The organism is Alloiococcus otitis ATCC 51267 (assembly GCF_000315445.1).
Classification (GTDB): Bacteria; Bacillota; Bacilli; order Lactobacillales; family Carnobacteriaceae_A; genus Alloiococcus; species Alloiococcus otitis.
Window position 1 is genome coordinate 111,961 of sequence record NZ_JH992957.1, and the last position, 23,489, is coordinate 135,449.

Annotated in this window: 23 protein-coding genes; 22 read left to right on the forward strand and 1 reads right to left on the reverse strand. The window is 44.4% G+C overall.

Annotation, left to right across the window (positions count from 1 at the left end; translation table 11 throughout):
• The first annotated feature begins 1 nt into the window (after window position 1).
• From rsfS to ltrA, 22 genes are all read left to right on the forward strand, one after another.
• On the forward strand, window positions 2–370 hold the full coding sequence (gene rsfS / locus HMPREF9698_RS00585) for a ribosome silencing factor (RefSeq protein ID WP_040292326.1): 369 nt from the start codon (window positions 2–4) through the stop codon (window positions 368–370).
• Window positions 370–1,089 carry a class I SAM-dependent DNA methyltransferase gene (locus HMPREF9698_RS00590; RefSeq protein WP_003776232.1) on the forward strand — a complete coding sequence of 240 codons (720 nt, stop codon included), beginning with the start codon at window positions 370–372 and terminating at the stop codon, window positions 1,087–1,089. Before rsfS ends, HMPREF9698_RS00590 begins: the two co-directional genes overlap by 1 nt.
• Before the next feature lie 21 nt (window positions 1,090–1,110).
• Window positions 1,111–2,313 (forward strand): nucleotidyltransferase, encoded by a 1,203-nt coding sequence (locus HMPREF9698_RS00595; RefSeq protein WP_003776234.1) that lies wholly within the window; start codon window positions 1,111–1,113, stop codon window positions 2,311–2,313.
• Between the two features lie 55 nt (window positions 2,314–2,368).
• Window positions 2,369–2,926: a DUF177 domain-containing protein gene (locus HMPREF9698_RS00600; RefSeq protein ID WP_003776237.1), complete on the forward strand. Its 558-nt coding sequence runs from the start codon at window positions 2,369–2,371 to the stop codon at window positions 2,924–2,926.
• 36 nt (window positions 2,927–2,962) lie between these two features.
• Window positions 2,963–3,136 (forward strand): 50S ribosomal protein L32, encoded by a 174-nt coding sequence (gene rpmF, locus HMPREF9698_RS00605; protein WP_003776240.1) that lies wholly within the window; start codon window positions 2,963–2,965, stop codon window positions 3,134–3,136.
• A gap of 413 nt (window positions 3,137–3,549) precedes the next feature.
• Window positions 3,550–3,927 carry a DUF3397 family protein gene (locus HMPREF9698_RS08350; protein WP_003776242.1) on the forward strand — a complete coding sequence of 126 codons (378 nt, stop codon included), beginning with the start codon at window positions 3,550–3,552 and terminating at the stop codon, window positions 3,925–3,927.
• Window positions 3,928–4,178: 251 nt separating this feature from the next.
• On the forward strand, window positions 4,179–4,610 hold the full coding sequence (gene mraZ / locus HMPREF9698_RS00615) for a division/cell wall cluster transcriptional repressor MraZ (RefSeq protein WP_003776245.1): 432 nt from the start codon (window positions 4,179–4,181) through the stop codon (window positions 4,608–4,610).
• Window positions 4,611–4,622: 12 nt separating this feature from the next.
• Window positions 4,623–5,579 carry a 16S rRNA (cytosine(1402)-N(4))-methyltransferase RsmH gene (gene rsmH / locus HMPREF9698_RS00620; protein WP_003776247.1) on the forward strand — a complete coding sequence of 319 codons (957 nt, stop codon included), beginning with the start codon at window positions 4,623–4,625 and terminating at the stop codon, window positions 5,577–5,579.
• Window positions 5,580–5,584: 5 nt separating this feature from the next.
• Complete coding sequence (gene ftsL, locus HMPREF9698_RS00625) at window positions 5,585–5,977, forward strand: cell division protein FtsL (protein ID WP_003776249.1); 393 nt, start codon at window positions 5,585–5,587, stop codon at window positions 5,975–5,977.
• Complete coding sequence (locus HMPREF9698_RS00630; protein ID WP_003776251.1) at window positions 5,977–8,271, forward strand: penicillin-binding transpeptidase domain-containing protein; 2,295 nt, start codon at window positions 5,977–5,979, stop codon at window positions 8,269–8,271. The genes ftsL and HMPREF9698_RS00630 overlap by 1 nt, the downstream gene beginning before the upstream one ends.
• Window positions 8,272–8,423: 152 nt before the next feature.
• On the forward strand, window positions 8,424–9,377 hold the full coding sequence (gene mraY, locus HMPREF9698_RS00635) for a phospho-N-acetylmuramoyl-pentapeptide-transferase (protein ID WP_003776254.1): 954 nt from the start codon (window positions 8,424–8,426) through the stop codon (window positions 9,375–9,377).
• A gap of 72 nt (window positions 9,378–9,449) precedes the next feature.
• Window positions 9,450–10,853, forward strand: coding sequence for a UDP-N-acetylmuramoyl-L-alanine--D-glutamate ligase (murD, locus tag HMPREF9698_RS00640; RefSeq protein WP_003776256.1), 1,404 nt, complete (start codon window positions 9,450–9,452; stop codon window positions 10,851–10,853).
• On the forward strand, window positions 10,843–12,006 hold the full coding sequence (gene murG, locus HMPREF9698_RS00645; protein ID WP_003776258.1) for an undecaprenyldiphospho-muramoylpentapeptide beta-N-acetylglucosaminyltransferase: 1,164 nt from the start codon (window positions 10,843–10,845) through the stop codon (window positions 12,004–12,006). Before murD ends, murG begins: the two co-directional genes overlap by 11 nt.
• A gap of 18 nt (window positions 12,007–12,024) precedes the next feature.
• Window positions 12,025–12,921, forward strand: coding sequence for a cell division protein FtsQ/DivIB (locus HMPREF9698_RS00650; protein WP_003776260.1), 897 nt, complete (start codon window positions 12,025–12,027; stop codon window positions 12,919–12,921).
• Window positions 12,922–13,093: 172 nt separating this feature from the next.
• Window positions 13,094–14,434: a cell division protein FtsA gene (gene ftsA, locus HMPREF9698_RS00655; RefSeq protein WP_003776263.1), complete on the forward strand. Its 1,341-nt coding sequence runs from the start codon at window positions 13,094–13,096 to the stop codon at window positions 14,432–14,434.
• A gap of 27 nt (window positions 14,435–14,461) precedes the next feature.
• A complete protein-coding gene (gene ftsZ / locus HMPREF9698_RS00660; protein WP_003776265.1) occupies window positions 14,462–15,694 on the forward strand; it encodes a cell division protein FtsZ in 1,233 nt (410 codons plus the stop codon).
• Window positions 15,695–15,717: 23 nt separating this feature from the next.
• Window positions 15,718–16,179, forward strand: a complete 462-nt coding sequence (locus HMPREF9698_RS00665) for a cell division protein SepF (protein WP_003776266.1) — start codon at window positions 15,718–15,720, stop codon at window positions 16,177–16,179.
• A 20-nt stretch (window positions 16,180–16,199) separates the two neighbouring features.
• Window positions 16,200–16,487 (forward strand): YggT family protein, encoded by a 288-nt coding sequence (locus HMPREF9698_RS00670; protein WP_003776268.1) that lies wholly within the window; start codon window positions 16,200–16,202, stop codon window positions 16,485–16,487.
• Between the two features lie 15 nt (window positions 16,488–16,502).
• The gene (locus tag HMPREF9698_RS00675; RefSeq protein ID WP_003776269.1) at window positions 16,503–17,285 is read left to right on the forward strand and encodes a YlmH family RNA-binding protein; all 783 of its coding nucleotides are present in this window, start codon (window positions 16,503–16,505) and stop codon (window positions 17,283–17,285) included.
• Between the two features lie 61 nt (window positions 17,286–17,346).
• Window positions 17,347–18,072, forward strand: a complete 726-nt coding sequence (locus tag HMPREF9698_RS00680; protein ID WP_003776272.1) for a DivIVA domain-containing protein — start codon at window positions 17,347–17,349, stop codon at window positions 18,070–18,072.
• 323 nt (window positions 18,073–18,395) lie between these two features.
• Window positions 18,396–21,176 carry an isoleucine--tRNA ligase gene (ileS, locus tag HMPREF9698_RS00685; protein ID WP_003776273.1) on the forward strand — a complete coding sequence of 927 codons (2,781 nt, stop codon included), beginning with the start codon at window positions 18,396–18,398 and terminating at the stop codon, window positions 21,174–21,176.
• Between the two features lie 603 nt (window positions 21,177–21,779).
• Window positions 21,780–23,066 (forward strand): group II intron reverse transcriptase/maturase, encoded by a 1,287-nt coding sequence (gene ltrA, locus HMPREF9698_RS00690; protein ID WP_040292327.1) that lies wholly within the window; start codon window positions 21,780–21,782, stop codon window positions 23,064–23,066.
• Between the two features lie 182 nt (window positions 23,067–23,248).
• Here the strand turns inward: ltrA and HMPREF9698_RS00695 are convergent, their stop codons facing one another.
• Window positions 23,249–23,485, reverse strand: coding sequence for a GlsB/YeaQ/YmgE family stress response membrane protein (locus tag HMPREF9698_RS00695; protein ID WP_003776277.1), 237 nt, complete (start codon window positions 23,483–23,485; stop codon window positions 23,249–23,251).
• Window positions 23,486–23,489 lie beyond the last annotated feature (4 nt).

Genomic DNA, 23,489 nt, shown 5'->3' on the forward strand with positions numbered 1-23,489 from the left:
AGTGGATAGGTTGAATCAAGATAAGGAAAATTTACTAGCAGTAGTAATCAAGGCTTTAGATGATAAGCGGGCCAAGGATATTGTAGCCTTGGATATGGCTGGTCTATCAATTATAACAGACTACAATGTTATAACACATGGGTCTAGTTCCCGTCAGATTAACGCTCTGGCCCAGGCTGTCTTGGATGCGGCCAGTCAGGCGGGTTTTGAGGTCAACCGGATAGAAGGCAAGGGGTCAACCAGTTGGGTCTTAATTGACTTAGGCCAAGTTGTGGTCCATGTCTTTAGTGAAGAGGAAAGAGATTTTTACCAATTGGAAAGCTTATGGACGGAAGCCCCAAGTGTGGATATTGCAGAGTGGGTTAGCTAATGGTTGACTATCAAGCTTTTGCCCAGCTTTATGATGACTTAATGGACCAGACCCTGTATGACCAGTGGGCAGACTGGGTCCAAAACCGCCTCCCCAAGGGTCAGTCTATCCTGGAGTTGGGTTGTGGGACCGGCCGTTTAGCTAATAAATTGCTTCAAAATTATGAAGTGACCGGCCTTGACCGGTCTGCTGACATGCTGACTTTAGCTCGAGACCGCCAGACTAAGCCTTACTCCTTGATCCAAGCTGACATGACCGAACTAGCGGATTTACCCGTCTATGACCATATTATTGCTTTTAATGATACTCTTTGCTATTTGGAAAATCCCCAAGTTCTCTTGACTTGTTTTCAATCGGTTTACAAGCACTTGGCTCCTGGTGGTCATTTTCTTTTTGATGTTCACTCCATTAAGCAAATGAATGACTTTAATGGGTTTTCCTACCATGGGGAAAGCGACCAAGGCTTGCTGGTATGGGATTCTTATCCAGGTGACCAGCCCTATTCAGTGGAACATGATTTGTCTATTTTTTTAGCCCAAGCTGACGGCAGTTACCACCGTTATGATGAAAGGCACTTTGAGAGAACCTATGAAGCAAGCTTTTATGAGCAATTATTGCATCAAGCCGGTTTTCGCTCGGTCCAGGTGACCAGTGACTTTGAAGAGAAATTTAACCCGGAAGGCAAGCGGTGGTTTTTCCAAGCTAAGAAAATAGTATGACACGAAAGGAAGGTGACCTAGGTGAAAGCCTTGGGTATTATAGCTGAATACAATCCTTTCCACAATGGCCACCTTTACCAACTAAACCGGGCTAGGGAAGTTAGCCAGGCCGACCTTGTTGTGGTTTGTCAGTCTGGCAACTTCTTGCAAAGGGGGGAGCCGGCCATTTACGACAAGTGGCATAGGGCAAAATGGGCTGTCCAGTCTGGGGCTGACCTTGTCCTAGAACTACCCCTTCCCTTTTCCATCCAATCAGCTGACTACTTTGCCCAGGCTGGTGTAAGGCTTTTAGACCAGTTTGGTGTCGACCAGCTCGCTTTTGGGGTAGAGTCTGGCCAGCTGGAAGACTTTCAAGTGGGGGCTAGGTTCTTGGTGGACCATGCTGAAGACTTTGAATTTTTCTTGAGCCAGTCTCCAAGGGAAAAGTCCTATCATGAACTTGTCATGGACTGGTTGGCTTCCAGTGACACAACCCGGCTACCCGATTTAAGCCAGCCCAATAATATCTTGGCCTTTACATATATAAAGGCGGCCTACCAAGCAGGGCTTGATTTTCGTTTTTTCCCCATTAAACGTATTGGGGCCAACTACCACGACGACAAGGTCCAACCAGGTGGTCAGATCGCTTCGGCAACAGCAATCCGCAAAAAAATTTACCAGGGTCAAGCTGTCCAGAACTACCTTCCCAAGCCTGTCCACCAAGCTATCACTGACCTTAGTCCGGTTAAGCCGGAAGATTTCTGGCCCTTTATTCAGTATAAAGTCTGGAATATGGCTGAAGCGGAGATGGATAAAATCTATGACATGAAGCCAGGCCTAAGCCAACGCTTTAAAAAAGCAGTCTTACAAGCTAAAAGCCTGAAAGATTTTATCAGCTTGACCGCCAGCCGCCAGCTGAGTCACAACCGAATCAACCGCCTAGCTCTGTATTGCCTCTTGGACCTATACCAAGACCAAGTGGCGGAATTAAACCGTATTGGGCCAAGATATATCCGCCCCCTTGCCTTTAACTCACTAGGCCAGGCCTATCTAGGTCAAATCAAGTCGTCTCTGGCCCTGCCCCTGGTAACTCGGCTGAACCAGGATTCGGCCGATGAATTAGCCTTGGACATCAAGGCTGGGGAATTATACCGGCTAGCCAGGGTGGGGGACTTACCCAAGCAAGACTTCACACGAAAACCCTATATGAGTATTGACAAATATGGTGACAGAAAGTATACTTAATGCTGTTGCCTATGTCTATTAAAACCTTATCAGTCAAAGACATAGAGGTGATAAAATGAAAATTAAATGGGCATTGAATGAATTGCGGAAGCAAGACAATGAACCAACTCGGATCCAGGGTCAAGTTGACCTGGAGTCAAGTTTGACCAAGCGGAGCAAGTCCATTCTTGCAGCAGGACCCGTCACCATAGATGGTTGGATTATTACAGAAGGCGAGGATGCCTTTATTGTTGATTGCACTTTAACGGTTGCCCTAACCGTTCCATCGACCCGGTCTTTGACCCCGGTTGATATTGACTGCAAGGCTAAATTACAGGAGACCTACCTGGCTCCTGGGCGAGAGGCTAGCCAGGAAGACTTGGACCAAGATGAATTGGTTATCCAATTGGCAAGCCAAGAGCTTGACTTGCAGAAGCCAATCGAGGATAGCATTATCTTAGCCATCCCGACCAAGGTATTAACTGAGGAAGAAGAAGAGAAAGGGATTTTCCCTAAAGGTGATGACTGGGAGGTTATGACTGAAGAAGGCTTAAAACAACAAAGAAAAGACCAAGCCCAAGAAGATTCTCCCTTTGCTGCTTTAAAAGACCTGTTTCCCGATGAAGACGAATGAAGCCCTTACTGATAACACTTAAGGAGGTGTGTCCCAATGGCAGTACCAAAGCGAAAAACATCTAGTTCTAAAAAGAACAAACGTCGAACTCACAAAAAACTGATCGCACCAAATATGACTGAATGTCCAAATTGCGGTGAAATGAAACGTAACCACCACATTTGCCCAGAATGTGGTTACTACGGCGGCGAAAAAGTGATGGGCGAATAAAAGTAATTGAGCGTTAGGGGTAAGCACAGAACTTGCTTCTAACGCTTTTTTGTGTTTCATCATTTTTAGATCTTTCATGTTTTGAATTGCAAAGGATTAGTTTACCGGTTGAAGGGGATTCAGTCTGGTGTTATTCTCGAACAACAGATATTATGTGAAATTTTTCCAGTGTTTTCTAAAATAACAAGCATTATACTATAATTTAAAATCTCGCCAAGTCATGACCAAGACTCTAGCATTACAAGCAGTGCTAATCCATAGCAAAATTAAAAGATAGTCAAATCTTGCCTTTTATTGGGGTTGGCTTAACCTTAGCTTGGTGGCTAGGCGATATGAAAGTCGAATTTGGGATATTGGTCTGATTGCTTTTATGGTAAACTTAGGCTAAGTTTGTATTGTGAGAGGAAGAGTTTATGAATACTGTAGCCTATTTTATAGCCTTATTGTTACTCTTTATTATTCCCTTTGTGGTTATTTGCTTTAACCAATATATCAACCGGCAGTTTAAACAAGTTAACCTTCCCATTAAAACACCGGATATTTTGACTATTTACCAAATTTTTGCCATTCACTGGTTTAGCCAGATCGCCTTTGGTCGGACTTGGCTAGTTTTTTTGGCCCTCCTTTTAGCCATTGCTGGTTTAGGCATGGTGGTCTATTACTTGTCTAAGGATATTGCTATCTATTATGGTCGTTTCTTCCGAATTTGGTGGCGGCTAACTTTTTTGGTCACATTTGTCCTTTACCTTATCAGTGGTTTAGCCGCCTTGTACCAAGTTTTGGCAGGATAAAAGGATACTTGCATCCTGCAAGTGCATTTGAATACTGAAGTTAAAAGAGCTGTGTCAAAGACTTTATCTTAGGCACAGCTCTTTTTGTGTCCAATTCTTTTGGACAAGGTTTCCTTAAAAAGACCTGACCTACCTTAGACTAGAGCATATGATCAAGCTTTGACGATTTATTTAATATTTGACATTAATGTGGAGGAAAGTGGGGACTTGTGGTAAAATGTGAATGATTAAGGGGAGGAAGTGGTGACAAAGTGCTAATGGGAGAATTCCAGCATAATATTGATGCAAAAGGTCGGCTGATTGTGCCGTCTAAATTTCGTGAAAGCTTGGGCGAAAGCTTCATTGTCACCCGCGGTTTGGATGGCTGTTTATTTGGCTATCCTCAAGAAGCTTGGTCAGAATTAGAAGAAAAACTAAAACAACTCCCTTTAGCTAAGAAGGAATCCCGGCAATTTACCCGGTTTTTTTATTCAGGAGCCGTAGAATGTAGCTTGGATAAACAGGGGCGGATCAACCTACCCAAGACCTTGATTGATTATGCCAAGCTTGAAAAATCCTGCTACTTAATTGGCGTCTCTGAACGGATCGAGATTTGGAGTGAAGACCGCTGGAAAGAAGTTAGTGCCTCAGCCGGAGCATCTTTTGAAGAACTTGCTGAAGATATGATTGATTTTGGCTTTTAAGGAGGGAAGCAAGTGGCGACCTTTGACCATGAAACAGTACTTTTAGAAGAATCGGTTGAATCCTTAAAGATTAAAGAAGACGGTCTTTATGTGGATATGACCCTTGGTGGAGGTGGTCACACCAGTTTAATCTTGGACCAGTTAGGTGACCAAGGGAGTCTTTTTGCTTTCGACCAGGACCAAGAAGCCATTAGTCATGCTCAAGACAGTTTCCAAGAGGCCATTGCATCAGGCAAGTTAAGCTTGGTACATGCTAACTTTCGCAATGTCAAACAGGAATTGTCAAACATTGCTGTCAAAGGGGTGGACGGGATCTTGTATGACCTAGGAGTCTCCTCCCCTCAATTGGACCAAGCAGCAAGAGGCTTTAGCTACCACCAGGATGCCCACTTAGACATGCGGATGGACAAGAGTCAGCCCCTGTCAGCTTATACCATTGTCAATGAATGGCCTTATAAGGACTTGGTTGCTATCTTGTTTAAATACGGGGAAGAAAAATTTTCCAAGCAAATTGCCCGTAAAATTGAAGCTAGACGCAAAGACCAACCCATTGAAAGGACAAAAGAACTGGTGGAGATTATCAAGGATGCCATACCAGCACCTGCTCGCAGAAAGGGAGGCCACCCTGCCAAGCGGACCTTCCAAGCCATCCGGATTGCCGTCAACGATGAATTAGGGGCCTTGGAAGATTCACTAGACCAGGCCATTGACCTACTAAACTTAAAGGGACGGCTCAGTGTGATTTCTTTCCATTCTTTAGAAGACCGGATCGTCAAGCAAAAATTACGGCAATATTCAAGCCCGCCCGATATACCTAGGGGCCTTCCTATCCTACCTGATTTTGCAGAACCAATTTTGAAGTTAGTCAACAAGAAGCCTATCAGTCCTAGCCAAGGAGAAATAGAGACCAACAATCGGTCGCGGTCGGCCAAGCTGAGGGTTGCAGAGAAACAACGAATTGAGGAGTGAGTCTGATGCCTACAAACGATAACTTAGCCAGACAATATCAAGAGAACTATTCAAAACTCCCTGACCGGCCTAAGATTGATGTCAAACAGGGTCATGAAGCTTCAGACATGAAACATAGCCTAGTTAGACCTGGCTTAACCAAATTGGAAAAGCTAGTCATGACCCTTTTCGCAGTGGCCTTTATGGGCTTGAGCCTCTTCAGCATTTCCATGACCTCAAGCTTGACTGCTGTCAGTCAAGAAGTTCAAGACTTGCAACAAGAAATCGAAGAAACTTCTGAAATGAATACAAATTTAGAGCAAAATATCCAAGAATTGTCACGCTACGACCGCGTTTATGGCCAAGCCCGTGACCAGGGCTTAGAAAACCAAAATGACCGAGTAAGGAAGGTTGAATAATGAAACCGAATAGCCAGCCCAAAAGTCGTGGACAAAGAAATAAGAGACGGTTTGGTTATGTCATGATTGCGGTTAGCTTCTTCCTTATGGCTTTTGTGGTGGTCAGACTGGCCGGAATCATGTTGCTGGGTCGGGCTGGGGGGCAAGACCTAGAAGACCGGGTTAGCCAGTTGTACAAGGGGGGTGACCTTCTCTTAGCCGAGAGAGGGACCATCTATGACCAGAACAATAACCCCATAGCCGTGGACGCCAAGACTTATAAAATGACGGCCATTTTAACTGACCAATGGGCCCCAGATTCTCGGCCCATCCATGTCCAAGACCCTGACCAAGTTGCCAGGGTCTTGTCTAACCACCTGGCCATTAGCTATGACCAAGCTCTGGAAAAATTAGAGTCTGATGCCAGCCAGGTGGAGTTTGGAACAGTTGGCAACAAGTTATCCTATGATACGGTTGGCCAAATACAGAGCGATTTGGAAGACCAAGGCTTAACAGGCATTACTTTTGAAGAAAACCAGTCTCGTCTGTACCCGAATGGGACTTTTGCTTCAAATATTATTGGACTAGCCCAGGATACTAGCGAGTCGGACCAGGTAGATGACCAAGACCGTGATGAAAATGACCAAATTCAAGGGGTCATGGGCCTGGAAGAGGAGTTTAATGACCAATTAACGGGGGAAAACGGGGTCATTAATTACCAACAGGACCGGTATGGTTATATTTTGCCCAACCAGAAAGTCCAGGCCCAAGAGTCTGTTGACGGGGACGACCTCCATTTAACCTTGGACCGTCGCTTGCAAACTTATCTAGAAAATATTCTAGACCAAGTCCAGGCTGACCATAAGCCCAAAACAATGACTGCAACAGTAATGGATGCAAAAAATGGTGCTATCTTAGCTTCCAGTCAGCGGCCTAGCTTTAATGCCACCACCCTGGAGGGAATTGACCAATCCTGGCAGAACCTCCTAGTCGATTATGAAATAGAACCGGGCTCAACACTAAAGGTTATTACTCTGGCAGCAGCCATTGAAGAGGGGGTCTTTGACCCAAATGCCTATTTCGAGTCAGGTACTTATGAAGTGGCAGGAGGCCGGGTTAGGGACGTCAAACCAGGAGGCTGGGGAACCATTAGCTACCTGGAAGGACTTTTCCGATCTAGTAATGTGGCCTTTGTCAAATTGGTCGAGGCTATGGGACTTGAAACCTGGAAGTCTTACTTGGATGCCTTTGGTTTTGGTCAAGTGACTGGTATTGAATTACCAAATGAAAGACCTGGCCAAAATCCCTACCTTTGGAACCTGCAAAAAGTCAACACAGCTTTTGGTCAGGGAATTACCGTTACTCCTATCCAGATGCTCCAAGCCTTTACCGCCATTAGCAACCAAGGGGAAATGGTTCGGCCAAATATTATCAAAGACATTGACCAGGAAGGTGAAGAAGACCAATCCGAAGTTGAAACTGAAAACCAGGACGGTCAGGTGGTGGGCCAGCCCATTTCTCAAGAAACTGCCCAAAAAACCTTAGACTACCTACGAATGGGGGTGGAAAGTGATATAGGTACCACTAATGGCTATCAAATTGAGGGAATTCCAGTTGCTGCTAAGACAGGGACTGCCCAAATCGTTAACCCAGAAACTGGTCAATATTATTCTTCTAACGGGGACTATATTTACTCAGTTGTCACCATGTTGCCAGCTGATGAACCGGAATATATCCTTTATATTACGGTTCAACAGCCTCAATTGACTGAAGAAGTAAATTATGGTGGCCAGGTGGTCAAGCAAATTTTTGACCCCTTGAGTCAACGGTTTCTACTCGAAGAAGGGGTTGACCATGGTGGGGAAGATTTCCAAGATGACTTACAAGAAGTACCTAACTTGATCGAAAAAGATAAGGAAGAAGCCCTTGACCTAGTTGAAGAAGCTGATTTGGAATACAGTCTAGTTGGTCAAGGTGATAAAATTGTCCAGCAATCCCCCGGCCAAGCTGGTCAAGTTGCCAGTGGCCAGAAGGTCATCTTAGTGACTAATGGGGCCATGACCCTACCAGACTTAAGAGGCTGGTCTAAGAGTGATTTGGTACGTTTAAGTGACTTGACTGGGATAAACTTGGAAATTGAAGGGGAAGGTTATGTGACCAGTCAAGATAGTCCGGCCCAAACCACCATTGAATCTGGCGACCCAGTTAAAGTGACCATGTCTGATCCATCAGGTGAATCCAGTCAAACTAGTCAAGAGTCCAACACTCCTGACCATCCAGACCAGGCTTGGGATGAGTCAACTTTTGCTGAATAGCAATTTTAAAATCTTTATTAAAGTGATTGCTTGCTAGGGGGATTATCGCTAAAATAATCTTGGATGTGCTTTTAAACACGATAACGACATCAAAATATATGGGTCCATGGCTATTAGCCATAGACCCATTATTATCGCAATAGGAGATATTTATGATTAATTTACAACTCGTCTGGCCCTTCTTAAGTGGCCTGGTTTTGTCCCTTATCCTTATGCCCCTAGTGATTAAATACTTTAGGCGTAAACAATTAGGCCAAATCACCCGGGAAATTGGCCCAAGTTGGCACCAAAGTAAGAGTGGAACCCCAACCATGGGTGGCCTAGCCTTTATCTTATCGGTTACGGTGACCATCGCTTTGGCCTTTTTAATCGGGACGGGAACCAAAGATATCGCTTTGCTCTTAATGGTCTTTTTGGTTTACGGCTTGATTGGCTTTTTAGATGATTATATCAAGCTAGTGATGAAACGGAACTTGGGGCTCACCTCCCTACAAAAATTACTGGGTCAAATCCTAGCTGCCTTGGTATTTTATTTTATCGCCGATGTTTCGACTATCGTCAACCTGCCCTTCTCCCTTTCCATTGACTTGGGCTTCCTCTACCCCTTATTTGTCGTTTTTTGGTTGGTTGGTTTTTCCAATGCGACCAATTTAACAGATGGTATCGATGGCCTGTTAGGGACTACTAGTATCCTGGCCTTGCTAGCTTATAGTTTCATAGCTGTCTGGCAGGAACAGTATGATGTCCTCTTGTTCATCTTAAGTTTAGTGGGTGGCTTGCTAGGTTTTTTGGCCTTTAACATTAAACCAGCCAAGATTTTTATGGGAGATGTGGGATCTTTGGCCATCGGTGGCGTCTTTGCTAGCTTATCCATTATCTTAAACCAAGAATGGACCTTGTTATTCATTGGCCTAGTCTTTGTTGTAGAAACAGCCAGCGTGATCTTACAAGTGGCTTCATATAAAACAAGGGGCAAGCGGATCTTTAAGATGACCCCCATCCACCACCACTTTGAAATGAATGGCTATAGTGAATGGAAAATAGTCATTATTTTTTCAGTTGTTACCATCATTACTTCTTTAGTCACGATTTGGATGGTGGTATAATTAATTAAGTAAACTGGGGTGAGGGCTCCAGTTTTTTTGCATCTTTAACGTTACTTAGAAAGGTTTGGCAAGATGGTTGATTCGGTATTTTGCAATAAGAAGGTTTTAGTTTTAGGCTTGGCAAAAAGTGGGCTCAGTGCGGCCCATTTGTTAAAAAAACTAGGGGCCAAGGTTATCGTCAATGACAAGTTGGCCCTAGAAAATAATACGGAAGCCCAGGCCTTAATTGAAGAGGGCTTCCAAGTTATCACCGGCTACCACCCAGAGGACTTACTTGATGCAAGCTTTGACTTTGTCGTCAAGAATCCGGGCATTCCTTACACCAATCCAGTGGTAGGCCAGGCTGAAAAACTGGCTATTCCCATTTTAACTGAAGTGGACGTGGCAGGAAGCATCTTAAAAGCCAAGCCCATCGCTGTTACCGGTACCAATGGCAAGACAACTACCGTATCTTTAATTTATGATATTTTAGCCCAAGATCAAGCGGAAAGCCCTGAACCTAAACCAGTCTACAAGCTAGGCAATATTGGCCAACCGGTTAGTGACTTGGCCTTAGAAATTAAAGCTGAATCTAACCTGGTTGTCGAACTCTCTAGTTTCCAACTACAGTCACTGACCTATTTCACCCCTCATATAGCAGTTATTACCAATATTTACTCCGCCCACCTGGACTATCATAAGAGTCGGGAGGAATATGTTAGGGCTAAGCTAAGGATTACCCAGGCTCAAGGTCCGGATGATTACCTAGTCTACTACCAGGGTCAGGAAGAATTGGCTAGCCTGGTCAAAAAATACTCTAAAGCCCAACTGGTCCCCTACACGGACAAGGGTCAAGTGGATAAGGGAGCCTATATCAAGGATGGTTACCTTATCTATCAGCAAGAGCCTATCATGGCCTTAGACCAAGTCAAAGTATCCGGTAGCCACAACTTCCAAAATATTTTAGCGGCTGTTTGTGTGGCTAAAATAAAAGGCCTCTCTAACCAAACCATTGCCCAAGCTGTCAACCACTTCAAGGGGGTTGCCCACCGTAGCCAGGTGGTTGGGCGGTATGAGGACCGACTTTTTGTCAATGACTCTAAGGCAACCAATAGCTTGGCTACCCAAAAGGCTTTAGAAGCTTATGACCAAGATACCATCTTATTAGTGGGGGGCTTAGACCGTCAAGATGATTTCACCAAGCTTGACCATGCCTTAGACAAGGTTAAGGGGGTCGTTTGCTTTGGCCAGACCCAAGGCAAGCTAGCCCAGTATTTCAAAGACCGTCACATTGAAGATGTTGAGCTTGTCCAGACCGTTCAAGAAGCAGTTGAAGTGGCTTATGACTTGAGTAAGCCAGGACAAGTCATTTTGTTCTCTCCTGCTTGTGCAAGTTGGGACCAATATGCTAACTTTGAAGAGAGAGGACAAGATTATGTCGAAGCTATCCAGCAACTGGTTGAAAGACTAGAGCAAAGGAGCAAGTATGGAAACTAAAAAACAAGCATTAAAAGTTTTATTGTCAGGCGGGGGGACAGGGGGCCATATCTATCCAGCCCTGGCCCTTGCTAAGCACTTAGCCAGTTTACACTCAGATGTCGAGTTTTTGTATGTAGGAACTCAAAGGGGACTGGAAAGTAAATTGGTTCCTCAAGCAGGCCTTGACTTTATCCCAATCAAGGTAGAAGGCTTTAGTCGGAAGTTTAACTTCAAAAGCCTGAAATATAATGCGAAGAGCCTGGTTTATTTTTTAAAAGCCTTGAGCAAGTCCAAGCAAATTATCAAGGAATTTAAGCCTGATGTGGTGGTTGGGACAGGTGGTTATGTGTGTGCCCCAGTCTTATACCAGGCAGCTAAATTAGGCATTCCAAGCCTGATTCACGAACAAAATAGTGTCGCCGGGGTGACCAATAAGTTTTTGGCCCGGTATGTAGACAAGATTGCCCTCAGTTTCCAGGAAGCGGAAAAATCCTTTGTCAAGTATAAGGATAAGCTGGTTTTAACTGGCAACCCAAGAGGTCAGGAAGTCAGCCAAGTCAAGGGTGGTCTTAGCCTCCACAAGTATGGCATGGACATGTCCCGGCCTGCTGTCATTATTTTTGGTGGATCCAGGGGGGCTTATGCTATTAACAAGGCCTTTGTTGAGGCATACAGTCAACTGGCTGAGCGGGACTACCAGGTCTTGTTTGTGCCAGGGTCAGCCAATTATAGTCGGATAAAACAGGAAATTGATACCCGCTATGGCTATCTTAAGGCGCCAAACATTTTTATTGAATCTTATATTGATAACATGCCCCAAGTGTTTAAGGCGATTGACTTGGTGGTTTGCCGCAGTGGGGCTACCACCCTAGCTGAAATCATGTCCTTGGGCTTGGCCAGCATTTTAATTCCAAGTCCTAATGTGACGGCTGACCACCAAACCAAAAATGCCATGAGTTTGGTTAACCAGCAAGCTGCCTTCATGATTAAAGAAAATGATTTAAATGGCCAAAGCCTCTTGGACCACTTAGATGGCCTCATGCATGATGACGTTAAAAGAAACAAGATGGCCCAACAAGCTAAGGAAATGGGCCAGCCCCAGGCTTCAGACAAGTTGATCGCTCTCATCTTGTCCATAGTTAAGGAAGACATTAAGTCAGATCTCAATTAATGGAAGGGAGGCGGATGAATGGTGAAAACTAAGGGCAAGTTCGGTCCTCAAAGTAAAAAAATAAGTCGGATAAAGGCGACTTCTTTGATCCTGGCCTTTTCCCTCGTTTTTCTTGCAAGCTTCTACCTCCTTTCGCCCTTGAACAAGATTGAAACCATCCAAGTTGAAGGCAATGAAAAAGTATCTGATGAAGAAGTTATCCAATCCAGTGGCTTGCAGCCAGCCAGCCCCATGGTGGAAACTTGGCTAGACCGAAGCTATTTTGGCAAGGCCTTGCTAGACCGAGAAGACTATATCCAAGCCGTTACAATAAGGATGGAAGACTACCAGACCCTTGGCGTGAAGGTTGAAGAATATGACCTCTTAGGCCAAATTCATGTGGATGCTGAAGAGGGGTCAGAAGACCTCTATGATATCTTAGAAAACAAGGATTTAACACCAGCCCAAGATCCAAGAAATTCTGTCCCCTTGCTTTTAAACTTTGAGCCTGAAAGTGACTTGTTCGACCAGCTTTTAGGAGAGTTAAAGGAGACCAACGATTCGGTCTTAAGCCAGATTTCCGAAATTGAATGGCTGGACTTGGACCGCAATCCTAAGTTACTAAAATTAAATATGACAGACGGCAACCAGGTCTTAATCAATGTTCCTTACTTTGCCCGTCGGATTAACTACTATCCACAACTCACTGCAGCCGTAGACAATGTGCCAGGAATCTTTGACTTAGAAGCCGGTAGCTTCTTTAGACCCTTTGGCCAGGAAGAAGCAGGGGAGAGTGACCATGAGCAAGATAGTGGAGGCCAAGAAAAGCAAGAGGACGCTCAGGACCAAGAAGTGAATCCAGCAAATCCTGAGGACCAAGAAAGAGCCCCGGCTAATTTAGTTGACCCGCCCCAAGCTGACTCACAAACAGAATAGGACTTATAAGCTAATAGCTTTTGAAGGGAGTTAGACTCCCTTATTGGTCAATCATTAAGCCTCTTTTGTTTTTGTGACAATCCTGTAAAGATCCAGGAAGATTATTAAACAAATGCTAGTGTTTATGGTAAAATTAAACAGATAATAGAATGTTTTAGATATGGAGGTTTCAATGAATATGAAAAGTGGGGTTTATACAAGCCTTGATATTGGAACCACTTCAATAAAAGTAGTTGTCAGTGAAGTTGATAATAATCAGCTCAAAGTTATTGGAGTAGGAAAAGCTCAATCAAAAGGTTTAAAAAGGGGCATGGTTGTCGATATAGATGCTACCGTCCAGGCCATTCATACCGCAGTGAAGCAGGCTGCTGATAAGACTGGTGTTATGATCAACCAGCTCATTGTTGGAGTTCCTGCTAATGGTGTTAGTATTGAACCCTGTCACGGGGTCATTACTGTAGATGACCGGTCCAAGGAAATAGACAGCCAGGAAGTCAACCGGGTAGTCAACCAGTCCATTGCTAATATCGTTCCGCCAGATAGAGACTTATTATCCGTCAGTTTAGAAGAATTTATTGTAGATGGTTTTGATGAAATTCATGATCCGAGAGGCATGGTGGGCCAGCGGTTAGAACTTTACGGGACAGCAATTTCAGTGCCTAAAACAATTTTACATAACATTCGACGTTGTGTTGAAAAAGCGGGCTATCAAATTGCTGCCTTAATTCTCCAGCCCCAAGCCATGGCCAAGGTAGCCTTGTCTGAGGATGAGCGGAATTTTGGTACAGTTATGGTGGATATAGGCGGAGGTCAAACGACCCTATCAGCCATTCACGATGAGCAAGTGAAGTATGCCAATGTGGTCCAAGAAGCCGGAGAATATATTACAAAAGACATTTCCATTGTCATCAACACCTCACAGCAAAATGCAGAAAAGCTCAAAAGAGAAGTTGGGGCCATTAAAAGTCAGTCTGATTCAACTGTTCAAGTAGACGTTGTAGGTCAAAATGAACCTGTGAAGATTAAAGAATCCTATGTCGGTGAAATTATTGAAGCCCGGATTAGCCAAATCTTTGAAAAAGTGAAGGCTGACCTTGACCCAATTAACGCCTTCCAATTGCCAGGTGGTGCCGTTATTTCCGGCGGTTCAGCTGCCATACCAGGTATTGACAGCTTGGCTGAAGACATCTTCAAGGTTCGGTCAGAGCTCTACATTCCCGACTACATGGGTATCCGAACTCCCGCCTTCACTGTGGCAGTGGGCTTGACTCTCTACCAAGCCCAGACTTCTGATATAGAGCGGGCCATTAACCAGTCCATCTTGCAAAATATCGGTATTAATCCAGATAGCCAGCCCGCCAACCGGATAGTTGACCAGGATGATTCAGTCCAAAGTCTGGACCAAAAAACGCAAGATGAGCTAGCAGGAGACCAAGCTAGTCAGTCGGATAGTCCAGAAGAAGGCAATTTTACAGACAGAATCAAGCATTTCTTTACTACATTTTTCGATTAAATAAGGATTTCAGGAGGAATACTCATAATGGATTTCAACTTAGATAATACAGTTTCAGGTGGCGCAAAGATTAAGGTTATTGGTGTTGGCGGTGCTGGTGGCAATGCCGTTAACCGGATGATTGAAGATGGAGTCGAAGGCGTTGAATTTATTGTAGCCAATACAGATGTCCAAGCCCTTGATGCCAACCGAGCTGAGACTAAAATTCAACTCGGAGAGAAGTTAACCAGGGGACTCGGTGCCGGAGCTAATCCAGAAGTTGGCCGTAAGTCGGCTGAAGAGAGTGAAGAAACCATTGCCGAAGCTCTTGAAGGAGCTGACATGGTCTTCGTTACTGCTGGTATGGGTGGCGGTACTGGTACTGGTGGGGCAGGCATTATTGCCCGCATTGCCAAAGAACAAGGGGCTTTAACTGTAGGCGTTATTACCCGGCCGTTCACTTTTGAAGGACCAAAACGTGGGCGCTTTGCGGCCGAAGGGATTGCCCAAATGCGGGAACATGTTGACACCCTTGTCACCATCTCCAACAACCGCTTGCTAGAAATTGTGGACAAGAAAACGCCGATGATGGAAGCCTTCAGAGAAGCAGATAATGTTCTCCGCCAAGGGGTTCAAGGTATTTCTGACTTGATTACCAATCCAGGCTACGTCAACTTAGACTTTGCCGATGTCAAAACGGTGATGGCCAACCAAGGTTCTGCCTTGATGGGGATTGGGTCTGCTTCAGGTGAGAATAGAACGGCTGAAGCTACTAAGAAAGCTATTTCATCTCCACTTCTGGAAGTTTCCCTCAATGGGGCTGAAAATGTCCTATTAAATATAACCGGTAACCAAGACTTAACCCTCTTTGAAGCCCAAGATGCTTCTGATATCGTCGGGGCTGCTGCTTCTGGTGATGTTAATATTATCTTCGGTACTTCCATCAATGAAGACCTGGAAGATGAGGTCATCGTTACCGTTATTGCAACTGGTATCACTGGTAAAGACATGGGCGAGAAATCTTCTAAATCTTCAAACCGTAGCCAAGGTCCTAGTCAAAAAAATCAAGCTCGATCAACTAGTGAGTCTAGCTTCTCTAGCTGGCAAAACCAATCCAATGAAAGACCAGGGGAAGACCAAGGCCGACCAAGCTCTCAAAGACGGGAAGTCGATCGGTCCGAAAACCTGTTCAATGACGATAGTAAGGACCAGCCAGCAGACTCTGGTGATGATGACGAATTGGATACCCCTCCTTTCTTTAGACGTCGCCGCAAGAATTAGTGCCCTTTTGAAAGGATAATAGGATGAGTTTGAAAGAGACATTTTCGAATTTTTTCATGCTTGATGATGAAGAAGGTAGTCAAGACCAAGCAGTCAAGCAAAAGGAGCCCAGGCTAAAGACAGGACAAAGTCGTCAACCAGGAGGAGCAAGCTCCACCCCGCAAGAGGAAGACAAGAGTGGAGGACTCAGTTTGGTATCCATGAATAAAAATCAAAGTCAAAAGCTTCGGATTAAGGTTGTAGAGCCGAGACTCTATTCTGAAGTAAAGGAAATAGCAGATTTAGTGTTGACCAACCAGTCCGTTATCTTAAATTTTCGCCGGATGGATAAGGACCAGGCTAAGAAAGTCATTGACTTTATGATGGGAGTCACCTACGCGATCGGTGGCGACATCCAAAGGGTAGGCGACCAGATATTCCTTGCAACTCCAGCCAATATTGAAATTGATGCAAATGACATTTCAGGCTTGGACCGGGAGGAATAAACAGGTTGAGGAGAATGTAAATGTCCAATTTAATAGTGATCCTTGGTGAAATTAGCCTTCAATTGATTAACCTTTACCGTTGGTTGCTTTTGATTTACTTTTTACTATCTTGGTTGCCCGGTGCCTACCAATCGACACTTGGACAAGTTTTGGTAAAATTATGTGAGCCCTATGTGGGGATATTTAGACAGTTTATTCCCCCAATTGGTCGCATCAGTATTGCTGGCTTAGTGGCTTATTTTTCCCTCTTTTTTGTTGAACAGGGAGTAGTAGCGATTGTCAACCTCCTGCTTAGATATGTCTTTTAGCTAAAGGATTTGACCATGGAAGACTTATACCAACACTTTAGACCGAATGAAAAAGATTATATTGACCTAGCAGTGGATTGGGTAAGGCGTGTAAGTGATACTTATGCTCCTTACCTAACCTCATTTTTGGACCCCAGACAAGCTTATATCTTAGCTACTATTGTTGCCCAGTATCCTGACTTGCAGGTTTCCTATTGGGGCGGACACCCAGGGGCTGAGCGTCAACGTAGCTTGATTTATCCAGAATATTTACCCACTCATGAATTGAGCTATGACATTGCTGGTTTTGAAATCGACTACCCCCACAAATTTAATAAGCTCAGCCACGGGCAAATTATGGGGTCTATTTTAGGGACGGGTATCAAGCGGGATAAATTAGGGGACATTATATCGGATTCGGGACGCTGGCAATTTTTTATTGACCAGGGCCTGAGTGATTTTATCACCATCCAGGTCGACCGGGTGGGGTCCAGTCCTGTACGCTTATACTCCCTAGACCAGACCGACATTATCGATAACCAGGAAGATTGGACCGTAGACCAGGTTATTGTTTCTTCTTTAAGGCTGGATTCCTTTATTGCATCTTGTTTGAACTTGGCCCGGTCCAAGGCTAAAAGTCTGGTTGACCAGGACCGGGTCAAGCTTAACTTTGGCCAGGTTGACCAAGCTGGCCTGGTTTTAGAAGAAGAGGATATGGTTTCTGTTCGGGGCTTTGGTCGCTTGCAATTTCTAAGGGCGGTCAAGCAGACAAAGAAGGACAAGGTCTTGATCGAAGTCAAAAAATTATTGCACAAATAGTGAATCACTTGTTATTTTAATTTGAATTTTATAGACTAGTTTCACGCTAGGAGGAAGACGGATGTCGATTACGTCAGATGAGATTAAAAACAAAGCCTTTTCCACCCGTTTAAGGGGTTATGACCAAGCGGAAGTAGCCAGCTTTTTAAATGAAGTGAGCCAGGCCTATAGAGACCTAGACCAAAAAAACCAAGACTTAGAAGAAAAGTTGGACCGTTTAACCGAAAGATTGGATGAATATGTTGAGAAACATGATTCCCTTAACCGGTCCATCTTAGTTGCCCAGGATGCTGCAGACCGGCTCAAAGAAGATGCCCATGCAGAGGCCAACCACTTGGTTACCGAGGCCAGGGAGGAAGCTGACCGAATCCGTCAGTCATCTAAGGAAGAAGCCCGGCAAATCCTCCAAGAGGCGATTGATAATGTCCACTTCGTCCAAGAAGAAATGGAAGCCTTGAGACAAGAGAGTGTCCGCTTTAAAAAAGGCCTCCACGACATGGTCAAAACCTATCATTCAACCCTCATGGACAACCGTTGGGACAAGGTCATGAGTCTCAAAACCTTTAAGCAAATTGACTTAGACAAGACCCAAGAGGCTGTTGAATTAAAGGCTAAACTATCGGACCAAGATCAAGCTGAAGACCAAGATTCCAGTTTTGAATCCAGTAATGATCAGCCAGACCAAGACCAAATAGATCAAGATGGCCAAAGACCAGCCCAGGAAATACCGGCTGGCCAGGAAGAGGATCAAAAAGATAAAGATGAAAGAAGCAAAGATTCTGACTAAAATCTAAAGCTCCCCCCTTGCATTTCTTTTCCATTACTCATATAATTTTAACTAACAACTTTTATAAATAGAGATACCAATAGTTAGAACAGGTACGGTTTTGTCCCTAATCAAAGCGAGCCAGGTGGGGTGAGAGCTGGTGGTAACACAAAACTGTATATCATCTAGGTCATATTGTGGTGAGATTGATTTAGCCATAATCGTTCTTCTGCGTTAAAGAAGGAGAGGAGTTGGTATTTTTACCAGCTCGAATAAAGGTGGTACCACGAAGATTTCGTCCTTGGGGATGAAGTCTTTTTTTTTATAGAAAAGGAGATTTTAAGATGGAAGTTAAAGATACTTTAAACTTATTGAAAACTGATTTTTCAATGCGGGCCAAGTTATCCCAAAAAGAGCCGGCCTACCAAAAAAAGTGGGAAGAGGATCAACTCTTTGAACAAATGCTAGAGAAAAACAAGGATAAGGAGCCCTTTATCTTACACGATGGCCCTCCTTATGCCAATGGGAACATTCACATCGGCCACGCCTTAAATAAAATTACAAAAGATATTATCAACCGCTACAAGACCATGGCAGGTTACTACACCCCCTATGTGCCGGGTTGGGATACCCACGGCTTACCTATTGAGTCAGCCTTGACCAAGTCTGGGGTGGACCGCAAGTCCATGTCCGTGGCGGAATTCAGAAAATTATGTGAAGACTATGCCTGGGACCAAATTAACCAGCAAAGAAAGGATTTTAAACGCTTAGGCGTTCTTGGCCGTTGGGACGACCCTTATGTGACCTTGACCAAGGATTATGAAGCCGCTCAAATTCGAGTCTTTAGTGAAATGGCCCTAAAAGGCTACATCTACCGGGGTCTCAAGCCAGTATACTGGTCACCATCCAGTGAATCAGCCTTGGCCGAAGCGGAGATCGAATACAAGGATGTTAGAGGGCCTAGTATTTACGTTAGCTTTGATGTCAAGGATGGCAAGGGAGTGCTTGACCAAGGCGATAAAATTGTGATCTGGACCACCACCCCTTGGACCCTACCTTCCAACTTGGCTATTGCTGTCCACCCTGAAGGGGAGTATGGAGTTTACCAAGTTGAGGGCCAAAACTATGTAGTGGCCACCAAGTTGATTGATGAAGTCTCTGAAAAAGTGGGCTGGGAAGATATTGAACTCGTCCGAACCATTAAAGGGGAAGACTTGGAGAATATTATCTGCCTCCACCCATACTTAGACCGAGAGTCTCTGGTTATCCTCGGTGACCACGTTACTTTCGATAGCGGAACTGGTTTGGTCCACACTGCTCCAGGGCACGGGGACGATGACTATATTGTCTGCCAAAAATATGACCTGCCTGTCTTATCACCAATTGATGACAAGGGTTACTTTACAGATGAAGTGCCAGAATTTGAAGGCTTGTTCTACGATGATGCCAATATCAAGTCCACCGACCTCTTAAAAGAAAACAATGCCCTCCTTCATATGGAATTTAGAACCCACTCCTACCCTCATGATTGGCGGACTAAAAAGCCGGTCATTTTCCGGGCAACCCCACAATGGTTTGCTTCCATTGACAAGTTTAGACAAGCCATCTTAGATGAAGTGGAAAAAGTCGACTGGACCCAAGACTGGGGGATGAAACGTCTTTATAACATGGTTGAAAACCGGGGCGACTGGGTCATTTCCCGGCAACGGGCTTGGGGTGTTCCCCTCCCAATCTTCTACGGAGAAGACGGGACAGCCATTATGACCGAAGAAACCCTCCGCCACGTTGAAGCATTGATTGCAGAGTACGGGTCCAATGTCTGGTTTGAAAGAGATGCTAAGGACTTACTTCCGGAAGGCTTTGAACACCCATCTAGTCCTAACGGTCAATTTACCAAGGAAACAGATATCATGGATGTTTGGTTCGACTCTGGGTCTTCCCACCAGGCAGTCTTGAAGGGCCGGGGTGACCTATCTTACCCAGCCGACCTCTACTTGGAAGGCTCTGACCAATATCGGGGCTGGTTTAACTCTAGTATTACCACTGGGGTTGCTGTTAATGGTCAGGCGCCTTACAAGGCTGTTCTATCTCAAGGATTTGTCTTAGATGGGGAAGGCTACAAGATGAGTAAGTCAGTCGGGAATGTCATTGACCCTAATGATGTTGCCAACGACATGGGTGCTGACATTATCCGCTTATGGTCTATCTCAGTTGATACAGAAGCTGATGTCCGCGTCTCACATGATATCTTGAACCAAGTCGCTGAAGTCTACCGTAAGATCCGTAACACTGTCCGCTTCCTAATCCAAAATACAGAAGATTTTGATCCCAAGGTCAACGAAGTAGACTACCAAGACTTGTCTGGCTTGGATCAGTATATTCTTGTCCAGACTGACCGTTTAGTGGACCAAGTCTTGACTGCTTATGATGAGTATAACTATCTCGATATTTACAAGACTGTTAACCAGTTCTGTACAGTTACCCTGTCTAACTTCTATATGAATATTTCCAAAGACATTTTGTACATCGACCCAGAAGATGCCCAAAGCCGCCGAGCAGTACAGACAGTCTTCTACAAAATCTTACTTGTCTTGGCCAAATTACTGGCCCCTGTTATCCCCCATACGGCTGAAGAGATTTGGTCCTACTTGTCTGAGCCAGAAGACTACGTACAATTATCTGATATGCCGAAGCGACAAAATTACCAAAATGCTTTAGAACTTGAAGACAAGTGGAGTCAATTTTTAAGTATCCGAGACCATGTATTAAAAGCTAATGAAGTAGCCCGCGAGAACAAGTTGATTGGGAAAGACTTTGAAGCCAAAACCACCCTATACCTTGACCAGGCAGGAAGAGACCTACTGGATTCTTTGGACGTCAATGTTCGCCTCGTCTTGATCAGCTCCCAATTAGATGTTTTGGACTTAGCAGATAAACCGGATGACGACCGCATCTTAGATTTTGACGGCGTATCTGTCTTAGTAGAGAAAATGCCAGGTGAAGTTTGCACCCGGTGCCGGATCACGACTGATGATCCTTATGAATTACCAGAAGACAAGGGTTACTTGTGCCAACGTTGCCATGATATTGTCCAAGCTGACTACCCAGAAGTTTTAGAAAATTAGACAAAAGGTCCATACAAGAGTCTTATAAGCTTAGACCGAACTCGATTCTTTTGGCCAGAAAGCAAAAAAGCACCAGTCTAATCAGGCTGGTGCTTTTGGTCTATGTGCGCCCGGCATGGGTGACAACTTGGTGGTGAAAGTCCACTGCAGGCCTGGCAGTAGGAACTGTTAGCTGAAGGCAAGGGTGTCCATCGTGAGGTGGAATCTGAAGGAAGCTGGAGGCAAACACTCGCACTGACGAACAGAAACTTCATATCAAGGCTGATTTGAGATGGATGAGCTTGCATAACAAAGTAAAGTCCAATACTGCACAAGTCCCTTTCAGTAAATGAAGCAGTGACATGAGTGGAAGGTTGTCACACCTTACTCGGGGAGGTCTCACTAGCGTTTAGTAGTAACAACGAATAGTGAGAAGTCAGCCGAGGTCATAGTAGCTACGTTGTAGCGAAGGACTGAACAATATTCATACAAAGTATAGAACGGAGGTTAAAGTTTACGAATAGGACAGAAAACAATCGAAGAGATTGGCAATCGGTGGAGAGAATAGGTGGAACCGAAAGGGTAAGCCGATGCGTCTAGTAAACTTTAGGTGAAATGACAGAAATGTATCGTAAGTCTCCAAACTTAATGGAGCAAGTTGTTGACAGAAGAAACTTGGAAACAGCAGCCAAAGCCGTTAAACGGAACAAAGGCGCTGCAGGTATTGACGGTATGACCGTTTTTGAGATAGAGGAGCACATTCAAGCGTATTATCAACCCTTACGGAAGAAATTACTTGATGGAACGTATAAGCCTCAACCAGTTAAACGAGTAGAAATACCAAAGCCGAATGGAGAAAAACGAAAGTTAGGTATACCTTGTGTGCGGGATAGAGTTGTTCAACAAGCCAGACGGCAAGTAATTGAACCGATTATAGACCCGCACTTCTATGACAACAGTCACGGATTCCGACCAGGGAAAAGCACGCACAGTGCTCTCAAACAATGTGCACAGTATTATAAAGAAGGCTATCGTGTTGTAGTTGATTGTGACCTCAAACAATGCTTTGACACGCTCAATCACGACAAACTTATCTATTATCTTGAACAGTACATCCAAGATAAAATGATACTGAAAATTATCCGTAAGTTTTTGAGAGCGGGTGTAATTGATTTGACTAGCGAATTTATCGCAAGTGAAACAGGGGCACCACAAGGTGGTGTTCTATCACCGCTTTTGAGTAATGTGTACTTACATGAACTGGATAAAGAGTTGGTTAACCGTGGTCACCGATTTGTCCGATACGCAGATGACTTTGTCATCTACGTTAAATCAAAACGAGCCGGTGAACGGGTAATGAACAGCATCACACGCTTTATTGAAAAAGACTTAAAGTTAATCGTCAATCAAGACAAAAGCCAGGTTGGGTCTCCTACCCGTTTAAAGTTTTTGAGCTGTCTGATGAAGCAAGTGAATGGGGATTATCGTTTTATCCCCACCAAAGAAGCCAAGCAGAAATTCAAACGCAGATTGAGAAAGCTGACCAGTCGTAAACGGCCAGGTACTTTTAAAAAGATAATGACTGAAATTAATCGAGTCACCCGCGGTTGGATTAATTACTTTGGTTTAGGCTTCATTAAAAGCTTTATCAAAGAAGTTGAGCAATGGTTAAATCACCGTATCAGACAGCTGATTCTTAAACGGTGGAAACGTCCACGAACTATTATACCAAAGTTGGAACAATATGGACTGGACTTAGATTCAGCCAAACGGATTGCGTATTCACGCAAAAAGTACTGGCGACTGTCATGCACACATGAATTTCATCGTGCAATAACAACAGAAAGACTCAGCAAGTGGGGCTTAGTTCCACTAAGCACTATCGCTGAGTCTGCTTACGCAAGATATTGAACCGCCGTGTACGGAACCGTACGCACGGTGGTGTGAGAGGTCGACTAGCCAATTAATGGCTAGTCTCCTACTCGATTATAAATTCTTTTTTTGATTGGCTTTGCCAGTATAGAATTTCTAAAACTAGCGACCAGGACCAAATAAAAAAGCCACCCAAGGTGACTCTTTTTGGTGTATGTCTATTAGAAAATTAAATCATAAATCAAGACAACTAGGATGGCTCCGATGGCTGCTGGTAAAAGCGCAAAATCGGCAACAGTTGGTCCTAAATCTCCTAGGAGCCAGCCTCCTAGAGAAGACCCAAGAAAACCAACGATAATATTTCCGATCACCCCACCTGGGACATCTTTTTGGGTGAAATATTGGGCTAAAGCTCCAATCACACCACCAATGATCAGTGAAAGTATAAATCCAATCATTCTA